The organism is Micromonospora sp. AP08, from assembly GCF_008085935.1.
Taxonomy (GTDB): domain Bacteria; phylum Actinomycetota; class Actinomycetes; order Mycobacteriales; family Micromonosporaceae; genus Micromonospora; species Micromonospora chersina.
Window position 1 is genome coordinate 36,783 of sequence record NZ_VSEZ01000005.1, and the last position, 12,206, is coordinate 48,988.

The 12,206-nt window shown below is 74.4% G+C and carries 13 protein-coding genes; 2 read left to right on the top strand and 11 right to left on the bottom strand.

The window, feature by feature from the left end; all coding sequences use genetic code 11:
• Positions 1-112 precede the first annotated feature (112 nt).
• The 8 genes from mutM to rsmD all read right to left on the bottom strand — a co-directional run bounded on the left by mutM (position 113) and on the right by rsmD (position 5,429).
• On the bottom strand, positions 113-970 hold the full coding sequence (mutM, locus tag FXF50_RS10355; RefSeq protein ID WP_148427011.1) for a bifunctional DNA-formamidopyrimidine glycosylase/DNA-(apurinic or apyrimidinic site) lyase: 858 nt from the start codon (positions 968-970) through the stop codon (positions 113-115).
• Complete coding sequence (rnc, locus tag FXF50_RS10360) at positions 963-1,757, bottom strand: ribonuclease III (RefSeq protein WP_148427012.1); 795 nt, start codon at positions 1,755-1,757, stop codon at positions 963-965. The genes mutM and rnc overlap by 8 nt, the downstream gene beginning before the upstream one ends.
• Positions 1,754-2,713 (bottom strand): phosphate acyltransferase PlsX, encoded by a 960-nt coding sequence (locus FXF50_RS10365; protein ID WP_255509998.1) that lies wholly within the window; start codon positions 2,711-2,713, stop codon positions 1,754-1,756. Before FXF50_RS10365 ends, rnc begins: the two co-directional genes overlap by 4 nt.
• 128 nt (positions 2,714-2,841) lie before the next feature.
• A complete protein-coding gene (gene rpmF / locus FXF50_RS10370) occupies positions 2,842-3,015 on the bottom strand; it encodes a 50S ribosomal protein L32 (protein WP_091312500.1) in 174 nt (57 codons plus the stop codon).
• A gap of 5 nt (positions 3,016-3,020) precedes the next feature.
• The gene (locus FXF50_RS10375; RefSeq protein ID WP_148427014.1) at positions 3,021-3,584 is read right to left on the bottom strand and encodes a DUF177 domain-containing protein; all 564 of its coding nucleotides are present in this window, start codon (positions 3,582-3,584) and stop codon (positions 3,021-3,023) included.
• Positions 3,585-3,748: 164 nt separating this feature from the next.
• Positions 3,749-4,246, bottom strand: coding sequence for a hypothetical protein (locus FXF50_RS10380; protein WP_091312510.1), 498 nt, complete (start codon positions 4,244-4,246; stop codon positions 3,749-3,751).
• 146 nt (positions 4,247-4,392) lie between these two features.
• Positions 4,393-4,869 (bottom strand): pantetheine-phosphate adenylyltransferase, encoded by a 477-nt coding sequence (gene coaD / locus FXF50_RS10385; RefSeq protein WP_091312514.1) that lies wholly within the window; start codon positions 4,867-4,869, stop codon positions 4,393-4,395.
• Positions 4,866-5,429 carry a 16S rRNA (guanine(966)-N(2))-methyltransferase RsmD gene (gene rsmD / locus FXF50_RS10390; RefSeq protein WP_148427015.1) on the bottom strand — a complete coding sequence of 188 codons (564 nt, stop codon included), beginning with the start codon at positions 5,427-5,429 and terminating at the stop codon, positions 4,866-4,868. The genes coaD and rsmD overlap by 4 nt, the downstream gene beginning before the upstream one ends.
• A 242-nt stretch (positions 5,430-5,671) precedes the next feature.
• Here rsmD and FXF50_RS10395 point away from each other — a divergent pair, with 242 nt between their 5' ends.
• Entirely contained in the window at positions 5,672-6,808 is a 1,137-nt protein-coding gene (locus FXF50_RS10395) for an LPXTG cell wall anchor domain-containing protein (protein ID WP_148427016.1), read from the top strand.
• A 51-nt stretch (positions 6,809-6,859) separates the two neighbouring features.
• Here FXF50_RS10395 and FXF50_RS10400 read toward each other — a convergent pair whose 3' ends face one another.
• From FXF50_RS10400 to FXF50_RS10410, 3 genes are read right to left on the bottom strand one after another with little or no spacing between them, the layout of a single operon-like run.
• Positions 6,860-7,780 (bottom strand): serine hydrolase, encoded by a 921-nt coding sequence (locus FXF50_RS10400; protein WP_148427017.1) that lies wholly within the window; start codon positions 7,778-7,780, stop codon positions 6,860-6,862.
• Positions 7,781-7,824: 44 nt separating this feature from the next.
• Complete coding sequence (recG, locus tag FXF50_RS10405; protein WP_148427018.1) at positions 7,825-10,026, bottom strand: ATP-dependent DNA helicase RecG; 2,202 nt, start codon at positions 10,024-10,026, stop codon at positions 7,825-7,827.
• Positions 10,023-11,633 (bottom strand): DAK2 domain-containing protein, encoded by a 1,611-nt coding sequence (locus FXF50_RS10410; protein ID WP_148427019.1) that lies wholly within the window; start codon positions 11,631-11,633, stop codon positions 10,023-10,025. Before FXF50_RS10410 ends, recG begins: the two co-directional genes overlap by 4 nt.
• 226 nt (positions 11,634-11,859) lie before the next feature.
• Here FXF50_RS10410 and rpmB point away from each other — a divergent pair, with 226 nt between their 5' ends.
• A complete protein-coding gene (gene rpmB / locus FXF50_RS10415; RefSeq protein ID WP_013284551.1) occupies positions 11,860-12,051 on the top strand; it encodes a 50S ribosomal protein L28 in 192 nt (63 codons plus the stop codon).
• The last annotated feature ends 155 nt before the right edge of the window (positions 12,052-12,206 follow it).

The following is a 12,206-nucleotide window of genomic DNA, read 5'->3' on the forward strand; positions in this document are numbered from 1 at the left end:
GCCGGAATCGGGTCGACCATCCGGACAGAAAGGACTTTTCAGGGTACGACCGGGGGACCCGCCGGGCGGCGTCCGGTGCGGCACACCGGCGCAACCCCGAGCCCGCTCGGGGTCATCCCCGAAGACCGCCCCGGGGGCGGGGCTGGCAGCGCGGGCAACTGTAGGACGAACGGTTCATGAACGCCTCGCGCCGGATCGGCGTACCGCACCGGGGGCAGGGCTCACCCTCCCGGCCGTACGCGTTCAGCGACCGGTCGAAGTAGCCGCTCTCGCCGTTGACGTTCACGTACAGCTCGTCGAAGCTGGTGCCGCCCTGCTTGATCGCCTCGCCGAGCACGTCCCGGACGTGGCCGAGCAGCCGGCCGGCCGCCGGGCCGGTCAGCGCGTCGGTCGGCCGGGCGCCGTGCAGCTTCGCCCGCCAGAGCGCCTCGTCGGCGTAGATGTTGCCGACGCCGGAGATCAGCGTCTGGTCGAGCAGCGCCCGCTTCACCTCGGTCCGCCGCTTGCGCAGCGCGGCCACGAAGGCGGCGTCGGAGAACTCGGGGTCCATGGGGTCCCGGGCGATGTGCGCGATCTCGGCCGGCAGCTCGGCCCCGCCCTCGGAGACCGACAGCCCGCCGAACGTCCGCTGGTCGACGAACCGCAGCTCCGGGCCGTCGTCGGCGAACCGGAACCGGACCCGCAGGTGCAGCTCGTCGGCCGCGCCGACCGGCTGGAGCAGCAGCTGGCCGGACATGCCGAGGTGGCCGATGAGGGCGTCCCCGCTGTCCAGCGGCAGCCACAGGTACTTGCCCCGCCGCCGGACGTCGGTGATCGTCCGGCCGGTCAGCACGTCGGCGAAGTGCTCGCCGCCCGGCTCGTGCCGGCGGACCGCCCGGGGATGACGCACCTCGACGGCGCTGATCCGCCGGCCGATGACCCACTGGGCCAGCCCCTGCCGGACGGTCTCGACCTCGGGCAGCTCAGGCACGGCCGGCGCCGGTCTCGGCGGGGTCCCCGGCCGGCTCCACCCCGTCGGCGGCGGTCTTCGCGGCGGCCTCCGCCTCGGCCTGCTCGGTCAGCATCCGCCAGGCCGACTCGGCGGCCCGCTGCTCGGCCTCCTTCTTGCTGCGTCCCTCCGCGCCGCCGTACCGGTTGCCGGCCACCACCACCCAGGCCGTGAAGGTCTTGAGGTGGTCCGGGCCGGTGCCCTCGATCCGGTACTCGGGAACACCCAGCCCCAGCGCGGCGGTCAGCTCCTGGAGGCTGGTCTTCCAGTCCAGGGCCGCGCCCCGGCCGGCCGACTCGGCCATCAGCGGGTCGAACAGCCGGTGGATCACGATGGCCGCGGTGTCCAGGCCGTACTGGAGGTAGATCGCGCCGAGCAGCGCCTCCAGGGTGTCGGCCAGGATGCTGGCCTTGTCCCGGCCGCCGGTGGCCTCCTCGCCCTTGCCCAGCAGCAGGTACGCGCCCAGTCCGTCCGGGCCGAGGCCACGCGCCACGTCCGCGAGGGCCCGCATGTTGACCACGCTGGCCCGCAGCTTGGCGAGCTGCCCCTCGGGCAGGTCCGGGTGGTTGTGGAAGAGCGCCGTGGTGATCACCACGCCGAGGACCGAGTCGCCGAGGAACTCCAGCCGCTCGTTGGTGGGCAGGCCACCGTTCTCGTACGCGTAGGAGCGGTGGGTCAGTGCGCGCTCCAGCAGTTCCGGGTCGAGCGACACCCCGAAGGCCGCCTCCAGGTGGCCGACGGGAGCACGCCGCCGCTTGTCGTTGGTCATGGCGCTACCTCGGTGTCGTTACGGTCAGGTGCGGGATGCTGCGGGACGTCGTCGAGCAGGGTCGAGACGGTGTCGGTGGCGCCCCGGCGCCACAGGTGGGCGGCGAGGGCGATGCCGGAGGCGACGTCGTCGGGCCGGGCCGCGCCGTGGCAGACCACCACGGTGCCGGCCACCCCGAGCAGGGCCGCCGCGCGGGGCGCGCCGCCGCTCGCCGGGGGGCCACCGGCCATGGCGTACGCGCCCTCGATGGCCTTGAGCAGCACGTTGCCGGTGAAGCCGTCGGTCACCACCACGTCGGCGCGGGCGCCGAGGGAGACGTCGTACCCCTCGACGAGGCCGACGTAGCGGGCGCCGCAGGGCAGCGGCACGGCGGCGAGGGCGGGGTCGGCGGAGCGGCGCAGGCGGTCGCCCTTGCCCGCCTCGACGCCGACGGAGAGCAGCCCGACCCGGGGCGCCACGACGGCGTGCGCCACGGCCGCGTAGGCGGCGCCGAGCACGGCGTGCCGGGCCAGGGTGGCGGGGCCGGGTTCGAGTGTGCCGCCGACGTCCAGCAGCACCACCGGCCCTTCGACGGCGGGCAGGGTGGCGACCAGGGCGGGCCGGCGTACGCCGGCCCAGCGGCCGAGACCGAGCGCGGCGGCGGTGACGGTGGCGCCGGTCGAACCGGCGGAGACGAGCGCGTCGGCGATCCCGTCGCGGACGGCGTGCACGGCCGCGCGGACGGTGCTCTCCCCGCGGGCGGCGGTGGGATGGTCGGCCATGCCGACGGCGGTCCGCACCGGGCGGACGGTGACCCGGCTGCGCTGCTCCGGGTCGAGCGCACCGATCAGCCCGTCGGCGACCTCGGTCGGTCCGACGAGCAGCAGGTGCAGGTCAGGGTCGGTACGCACGGCCCGCAGAGCGCCGTCAACCACGACGGCGGGAGCATCGTCCCCGCCGAGGAGGTCGACGGCGATCCGCGCGGTGCCCGGCTCCGTCGGCGCGCCGGCCGGGGAACGGCCGGCGGTGGAGGGAGCCGGGGCACCGGGCGAGAGCCTTGGTGCGTGCGCCACCCGACCGGTGGTCGGGGACGTCACTCGGCGCGTCAGACCTCGAGGACCTGACGGCCGTTGTAGGTGCCGCAGACGGAGCAGGCGGCGTGCGGCAGCTTGGCCGACTTGCACTGCGGGCAAGGCACGGTCGCGACCGCCGTGGCCTTCCAGTTCGCCCGGCGGGCGCGGGTGTTGCTGCGCGACATCTTGCGCTTGGGGACGGCCACGGTTCTTACTCCTCTGTACGGGTCAGTTGCGACAGGCCCGCCCAACGCGGGTCGATCTGCTGGTGACTGTGGTCGGCCGGCAGATCGTCCCAGTGCACCCCGCACTCGGGGCACAACCCTGGGCAGTCCTCCCGGCAGAGCGGGTTGGTCGGCAGTGCGAGCACCACCGCGTCCCGCAGCGCCGGCTCCAGGTCGATCAGATCGCCCTGCATCCGGCCCACCTCGTCCTCGTCGGTCGTGTCGTCCGTGGTGCTGTTCTCGTACGCGTACAGCTCCTGGATCGTCACGGCCACCGAGTCGTCGATCTCGCGCAGGCAGCGGCCGCACTCGCCCTTGACGGGACCGGTGACGGTCCCGGAGACGAGCACGCCCTCGGACACCGACTCCAACCTCAGGTCGAGGTCGAGGTCCGCGCCCTCCGGCACAGTGATCAACTCCACGCCGAGGTCCGCCGGTGCCGGCACGACGCGCCGATGCGTACGCAACGCGCCAGGCCGACGCGGCAGGTCCCTCGTGTCGAGGACCAGCGGCGACCTGGGGTCGAGTTGGCTTGGCGTGTGTTTGGGCATAGTTAGACTCCGGCCGGTGAGAGGCCGACAAAGAAGGTTACCTGGACGACCGGCGGACCGTCGAACCGGGGCGTCGTCCCTGGCCCGTCGGGTGCCGGCTGTCGGCCACCGGCCCGCGTGCCGCTGGCAAGCGTAGCGCGGTCGCCGACCGCCGCCGGCGGCGCTCAGAAGGGCAGCGGGCGGTCCGCCTCGTCGCCGGCGAAGGTGCCGATCTCCCGCAGCGCGTGCATCTTGTCCCGGCCGCGCTCTATCGAGGCGAGCGCCCGGGTGAGGAACTGCTCGAAGTTGGCCAGGGCGGTGTCGACGTAGTCGTCGACCTCCTCGCGCAGGCGCTGCGCCTCCGCCCGGGCCTCGGCGATGATCCGGGCGCCCTCGTGCTCGGCGGACACGGTGATCTCGTTCACCGAGACGAGGCGGGCGTGCTCCGCCTCACCCTCGCTGATGATCCGGTCGGCCTCGCGCTTGCCGGCCTCCATGATCTTGTCCCGCTCCTCCAGCAGCGCGGCGGCCCGGCGCAGGTCGGCGGGAAGCTCCACGCGCAGCTCGTCCAGGGCGGCGATCATTTCGCCCCGGTCGACCATGCAGTTGTTGCGGGACATCGGCACGGAGCGGGCCTGCTCCACCATGGCGATCAGTTCGTCGATGCGATCGAGCGGGTCCACCGGTACCTCACTCCTGTCGTTCGTCGGCCGACCTTCATGATGCGGCCTGCGCCCGGGTTCGGCGCTGCACACATCATGTAACGCGCGCTCCAGCCGCGCCGCTGCACCCCTACCCGGCGCGTCGCCGGGCAGGGCCGGCGGGCCGGTCAGCGGCGGAGGCGGGCCACCAGCTCCTCGCGGACCACGTCGGGGACGTGGGCAGAGATGTCGCCGCCCCACTTGGCCACGTCCTTGACCAGGCTGGAGGAGAGGAAGGAGTAGAGCGGGTTGGTCGGCATGAAGAGCGTCTCCACGCCGGCCAGGCCGATGTTCATCTGGGCCATCTGGAGCTCGTAGTCGAAGTCGCTGACCGCGCGGAGGCCCTTGATCAGCACGCTCGCCTGCTGGGCGCGGCAGAAGTCGACCAGCAGGCCGCGGAACGACTCGACCCGCACGTTGTCGTACGAGGACGTCACCTCGCGGAGCATGTCGATCCGCTCCTCGACCGTGAACAGCCCCTGCTTCGACTGGTTGACCAGCACGCCGACGATCACCTCGTCGAAGAGCCGACTGGCCCGGCCGATGATGTCGAGGTGTCCGTTGGTGACCGGATCGAACGAGCCGGGACAGACCGCACGTCTCATGATCGGCGACCGTACCAAAGGGTGGTCTCGCCGTAGCGGCGGCTGCGCCCGGCAGTGATGCCCTCCACCCACTCGACCTGGCCGCTGCGGCTGGACCGCTCGACGACCACCACGGCGTCCGGGGCCAGCCAGCCGCCGCCGACCAGCGCGGCCAGCATCGCGGTGATCTCCTCGCCGGGTACGGCGTAGGGCGGGTCGGCGAAGACCACGTCATACGGCCCGCCCTCGGGACCGGCGGCGAGCACGGTGGCGACCTTGCCGGTGACCAGGCGGGCGGCCGGCGCGGCCCGGAGCGCGGCGATGTTCTCCCGGATCACCCGGGCGGCCCGGGGGTCGGACTCGACGAGCAGCACGTGGGCGGCGCCCCGGGACAGCGCCTCCAGCCCGACCGCGCCGGAGCCGGCGTAGAGGTCGGCGACGCGGGCCCCGTCGAGATCCAGCTCGGCCTGCACTGCGCTGAACAGCGCCTCGCGGACCCGGTCCGAGGTCGGCCGGGTGCCGGCGCCGGGCGGCGCGGCGATCCGCCGGCCACCGAGCGCCCCGGCCACGATCCGGGTCACCGCCTGCTCCCCCTCATGCCCCAGACGCTACGCGACCGCGGGACCGGGCCGGGCGGACCACCCGGCGCGACGGCCGATCACCTGCCGTACATCAATGATCTCAAATAGATAACAGTCCGTTTACACACCGTCGATCGCCGTAACGCCCACGCTGTCGATTTCGCTAGGGTCTGCCCGGTTGTCGGGCCCGCGGCTCCGGTCCGCCCGGCACACTCCTCCGATTCCCCTCACCAGGAGTAGACGTGAACCGTCTGAACCTCCGGCGTGCCGTGGCCGTTGTCGCCGGCGCGCTGCTCGGCCTCACCGGCGTCGCCACGCTGGCCGCCCCCGCCAGCGCCCACCACAGCGAAATCAAGGTCACCGCGGAGTGCGACACCGCCGCCGGCGAGTGGGTGACCACCTGGACCGTGCGCACCTACGCGCCGCAGGGAGTGGACACCTACCGGCTGACCAAGGTCGACGGCACCAGCCGGACCGCCACGGCCACCGCCCCGTTCACCGTGGACGGCATCCAGGCCACGACCGACGACTCGTACCCGTACCAGGTCTCGCAACCCGTGGTCGGCACCGCCCGCCTCAGCGGTGATGTCGCCGAGGCGTCGCTGACCGTCCGGGCGCAGTGGGACAACGAGTACCAGGAGGACAGCGACAAGAGCGCGTCCATCAGGTTCAGTGAGAGCTGCGACAAGGTGGTCACCCCGCCGCCGGCCCGGCCGAACCCCAAGGCCACGGTGACCGCCGACTGCACCGGCGACGTCGCCGTGAAGCTCGCGAACGGACCGGAGGCCACGAGAGACGCCGACTTCACCGTCACCGGCACTGACGGCTTCACCAAGGCCGCGACCGTCGGGCCGGGCAAGGACGAGACGATCACCGTGCCCGCCAGGAACGCCGGGAAGATCAGGGTGACCGAGGCGAGCCAGCAGAAGCCGCTCTTCGACGACGAGCCGGCCGCGGCCGAGGACTGCGTCAAGCCGGGCGAGCCGACCGGCAGCTACCGGTCGACCTGCGACGAGCTGATCTTCCAGGTGGAGAACCCGAAGGACGGCGTGGTCGTCAAGGTGACCCTCACCCCCAACAAGGGCGAGGCGCAGACCCTCGTCGTGAAGCCGGGCGAGACCGGGACCGCGAAGTTCGGGGCGCACGAGGGCCTGACGGTCACCCCGAAGGCCGAGGGCCTGGATGACAGCTCGCCGATCGCCTGGAAGAAGCCGGCCGACTGCGCGCCCGGTGGCGGCGGCGGTGACCAGGACGGCCCGGCCCTGCCCGTGACCGGCGCGGCCGCCGGCGTCATGGCGGCCGTGGCCGGTGCCCTGGTGGCCGCCGGCGCGGTGCTCTTCGTGGTGACCCGACGGCGACGGATCCGCTTCACCGCCTGACGTGAGCCTGCCCGAGGGCGCGCCGACCACCCCGGCCGGCGCGCCCTCGACTCATTCCAGCTCCGCCATCAGCAGCGCGCGGTCGATCTCGGCCTGGTTGGTCAGCACCACCAGGCGGCGGTCCGAATCGGGGAACCAGGCCGCCAACGCCTTGTGGCCGCCGTTGTCCCCGGAGTGGTGGATCGCCCGCTCCCCGCCCAGCGGGCCGACGAACCAGCCGTAGCCGTACGCCTCGCCGGGGCGGCCGGTCGGCGCGTGCGGGGTGATCATGGCGGCCACCGCAGCGGGCCCGAGCAGCCGGCCCCGGCGTGGCACGTCCAGCCAGGTGAGCAGGTCGGCACCCGTGCACCAGACGTCCCCGGCGCCCATGCTCACCGTGTCCAGGTTCCAGGACGGCACCGGCCGGCCGCCCTCGTGCCCCGTCGCCACGTCGTCCCGCCCGGCGGCGTCGCCCGCGAAGCTGCCCGTCATGCCGAGCGGCGCGAAGACCTCCTCGGCGAGGAACTCGGCGTACGGGCGGCCGGAAGCGCGTTCGACGGCCCGGGCCAGCAGGACGTAGCCGGGGCTGCTGTAGTGCCAGCCGGCACCGGGGGCGAACAGCGGCGGCACGCCGGCGAAGACCGCCAGCAGCTTGTCCGGCTCGGCCGGCCCGGCCAGGTCGATCATCGGGTATTCCTCCCAATGGCCCAGGCCGGAGGTGTGGGTGAGCAGGTGGTGCGGGGTGATCCCGGACCAGGCCGCCGGCGGGTCCGGCAGCCAGCGGTTGATCGGATCGTCCAGGCGCAGCGCGCCCCGATCGGCGAGGAGCAGCACCGCGACGGCGGCCATCTGCTTGCTGATCGAGGCGATCTGGAACCGGGTCGCGGGGGTGCAGGGCGATCCGGCGCCGGCAGAGCCGGTGACCCGCTCCACCAGGAGATCGTCGCCCCGCGCCAGCAGGAGCACACCGCGGTCGAGGGATGGGGTCGGCATCGCCCGAGCCTAGGCCCGGCCGGCCGGCCGGTGGGGGCGCCGGATCAGCCCTTCTCCAGGTATTCGGCGCGCTCCTCGTCGACCAGGGCGGCGACCGAGGCGGCCAGCGCCGGGTGGCGGGCCAGCTCCGGGTCCTCCTCGACCAGGGCGATCGCCTCCGCGCGGGCGTCCCGGATGAGCTCGGTGTCGCGCAGCAGCGACAGCAGCCGCAGGTGCGACCGGCGGCCGGACTGGGTGGCGCCCAGCACGTCGCCCTCCCGGCGCTGCTCCAGGTCCAGCTCGGCGAGCTTGAACCCGTCCGTGGTGGAGGCGACCGCGTCCAGCCGTTCCCGGGCCGGGGAACCCTCCATCGCCTCGGTGACCAGCAGGCAGAGGCCGGCGGCGGAGCCCCGGCCCACCCGGCCGCGGAGCTGGTGCAGCTGGGAGACGCCGAACCGGTCGGCGTCCAGCACGATCATCACGGTGGCGTTGGGCACGTTCACGCCCACCTCGACCACCGTGGTGGCCACCAGCACGTCCAGGTCACCGGCGGCGAAGGAGCGCATCACGGCGTCCTTCTCGTCGGCCGGCAGCCGCCCGTGCAGCACCCCGATCCGCAACCCGTGCAGCGGCCCCTCGGCGAGCAGCGGAGCCACCTCGGTCACCGCCAGCGGGGGCCGGCGGCCGTTGTCGTCCTCGCGAGGGGCCTCCTCGTCCGAGGCCGGCCCCTCCCCGATCCGCGGGCACACCACGTACGCCTGGTGCCCCTTGCCGACCTCCTCGCGGAGCCGGCGCCAGGCCCGGTCGAGGAAGGCCGGCTTCTCGGCGGCCGGCACCACGTGCGAGGCGATCGGCGAGCGGCCCTGCGGCAGCTGGGACAGCGTGGACGTCTCCAGGTCGCCGTAGACGGTCATGGCGACCGTGCGCGGGATCGGGGTGGCGGTCATGACGAGCACGTGCGGCGGCTGGTCGGCCTTGGCCCGCAGCGCGTCCCGCTGCTCCACGCCGAACCGGTGCTGCTCGTCGACCACCACGAGCCCCAGGTCGTGGAAGTCGACCCCCTCGTAGAGCAGGGCGTGGGTGCCCAGCACGATGCCGGCGCGCCCCTCGGCCACCTCGGCGAGCGCCCGCCGCCGGGCCGCCGCGCCCAGCGAGCCGGTGACCAGCTCCACCCGGGTGGCGTCGTCGGCGGCGCCCAGCTCGCCCGCCTGCGCGAGCGGGCCGAGCAGGTCGAGCATGCCCCGGTGGTGCTGGGCGGCGAGCACCTCGGTCGGGGCGAGCAGCGCGGCCTGCCCGCCGGCGTCGACCACCTGGAGCATGGCCCGCAACGCCACGACGGTCTTGCCGCTGCCCACCTCGCCCTGGAGCAGGCGGTGCATCGGGTGCGCGGTGGCCAGGTCGGCGGCGATCTCCCGGCCGACGGCCTGCTGGCCGGAGGTCAGCTCGTAGGGCAGTCGGGCGTCGAACGCGTCCAGCAACCCGCCCGGCTTCGCGGGCCGCGCCTTCGCGGGCCAGGCCGCCGCCCGGTGCTTGCGCTGCACCAGGGTGAGCTGCACGGCGAACGCCTCGTCCCACTTGAGCCGGCGGCGCGCTTTGTACAGCTCCTCCTTGCTGGACGGCCGGTGGATCTCGCGCAGCGCGGCGCCGATGCCGACCAGGTTCCGGCTGGCTCGCACGGTGGCGGGCAGCGGGTCGTCGGGCGGGGTGAAGGTGTCCAGCACCACCCGGACGCAGCGGGCGATCACCCAGGTCGGCACGGCCGCCGCGGCCGGGTAGACCGGGATCAGCGCCCCGGCGAACTCCTCGACCTCCTCGTTGGCCGCCGCCTCGCCGTCGCCGCCCTCGCCGAGCAGCACGTACTCCGGGCCGTTGAGCTGCCGCTTGCCCCGGAACTCGGTGACCTTGCCGGCGAACAGCCCCCAGCGGCCGGGGCGCAGCTCCCGTTCCCGCCACGCCTGGTTGCCGAAGAAGGTCAGGGTGAGCACCCCGCCGGAACCGTCGCCGACGGTGACCTCCAGCAGGTTTCCCCGGCGCTGCCGCATCGGCCGGACCGCGGTGCGCTGCACCTGGGCCAGCACGGTGACCTGCTCCCCCACGTCCAGCGAGCGGATGTCGGTGTGCTCGCCGCGCTCGTCGTAGCGGCGCGGGAAGTGGTAGATCAGGTCGCCGGCGGTGTGCAGGTCGAGGTGGCTCGCCAGGGCCTTGGCGGTGCGCTCACCGACCAGCTTCTTCAGCGGCGTGTCCACGGTGGCCGGTTCGCTCGTCATTCGACCCCCACGAGGAGCGGATAGTGCGGCTGCCCGCCCTCGTACGCCTGCACCTCGACGAACGGCCAGGACCGCTCGACGTGCTCGCGTACGCGGTCGGCCAGCCCGGCCGGGGCGTCCGCCCCGCAGAGCAGGGTGACCAGCTCGCCACCGCCGCCCAGCATCCGGTCGACCATGGCCGTGCAGGTGTCGAGGAGGTCGGCGCCGATGAGGTGCACCTCCCCCTCGACCAGCGCCAGCACGTCGCCCGGCCGGCACGGCCCGGCCACCGTGAGCGCCTCCCTGCTCGCGTGGCAGACCTCGGCGTAGCGGCAGGCGCCGGCGGCCTCGGCCATGGCGATGACGTCGTCCTCGAAGCGCCGCTTCGGGTCCCGCACGGCGAGGGCGGCGAGGGCCTGCACGGGGGACCGGGTGGGCACCACGCTCACCTTCACCCCGAGCCGGTGCGCCTCCCGGGCGGCCGCGCTCGCCACCGACTGGGTGTTGGGGTCGTTGGGCAGCACCACCACCCGGGCCGCCCCGGTGGCCCGGATCGCGTCGAGCAGCTCGCCGGTGGACGGGTTGGCCGGCACCACGGTGGCGCCCTCGGCGGCGAACAGCTCGGCGATGCCGGCGCCGGTGGCCACCACCACGGCGGCCCGGCCGTCGGGCAGCGGCGTCGGCAGGGGCGCGGCCGGGGCCACCTGGTCGGCGAACCGGGTCACCGTGATCCGGTGCGGACGGCCGGCCACCACGCCCGCCTCGACGGCCGCCCCGACGTCGTTGACGTGCACGTGCACGTTCCACGTGCCGCCGTCACCCACGATCACCAGGGAGTCGCCGAGGCCGTCCAGCTCGCCGCGCAGCCGGGCGACGGCCTCGTCGGTGGCGTCGAGCAGGTACTGCACCTCGTAGGCGTACGCCGGGGAGCCGGTCTCCCGGACCGCGGTGGCCGGCGGGCGGACCGCGGGCGGCGCCGGCGCCGGCCGCGCCGGGCTCTCCCCGGTGACCACCTCGACCAGCGCGTCGAGCAGCAGGCAGAGGCCGCGCCCGCCCGCGTCGACCACGCCGGCCCGGGCCAGCGCGGGCAACTGCTCGGGGGTGCGCGCCAGCGCGCGGGCCGCCCCGCCGGCCGCCGCCCGGGTCACCGCCCGCAGGTCGTCGGTGTCCGCCTGCTCGGCGGCGCGGGCGGCGGCGGCGACCACGGTGAGCAGGGTGCCCTCGACCGGGTGGGCGACCGCGGCGTAGGCGGCCGTGGCGGCGTCGGCCAGCGCCGCGGCGAGTTGCCGGCCGCGGACCGCCGGAGCGGCGGCGAGCGCGTCGGCGAAGCCGCGCAGGATCTGCGAGAGGATCACGCCGGAGTTGCCCCGCGCCCCGAGCAGCGCGCCCCGGGCCATCAGCCGCAGGGCGTGCCCGTGCGGGGTGTGCCCGTCCTCGGGCAGGGTCTCCAGGTCCATGGCGAGGGCCTGCTGGGCCGAGGTGAGGGTGAGCACCAGGTTGGTGCCCGTGTCGCCGTCGGGGACCGGGTAGACGTTGAGGTCGTCGATCTCGCCCTGGTGCTGCTGGAGTGCGGCCAGCCCGCTCGCGCACCAGCGGCGCACCGCGGCGGCGTCGAGGGTCTCCAGCACGTCGGGAAGCCTACTGGCGCGCACCGACACGCGCCGGGTCCGGCCGCCTCCGGCCGGCGTGTCCGGCGTACCCGGGCCGGCGCGGCCCGTCGGCGCCCCCGGGTACGCTGGGCCGGTCCCGACCGGGCCGGTTGGGCGTCCCGGCCTGTCATCGGGTAACCTGGCCAGGTTGCCCGGGCTGCGCCTGGCGGCGACCTCATGAACGTTTCAATCCCAGGAGTATCCCGTGGCTAGCGTGTGCGACGTCTGTGGCAAGGGGCCGGGCTTCGGCCACAACGTGTCCCACTCGCACCGGCGGACCAACCGCCGCTGGAACCCGAACATCCAGTCGGTGCGTACCCCGGCCGGTGGTGGCACCACCAAGAAGTTGCAGGTCTGCACCTCGTGCATCAAGGCCGGCAAGGTCACCCGCGCCTGACGCGGTAGCACCGCCCCCACAGTTTCGCCGGATGCCGGCGGACCCCTCGGGTCCGCCGGCTTCTGTCGTGTCCACGGCCCCGCGCTGACCGTTCCCCGACCGGACGGCGGCCGACCGGGCCGGCCCGGTTAGGGTGCTGCTGCGCCGGGCGTCCG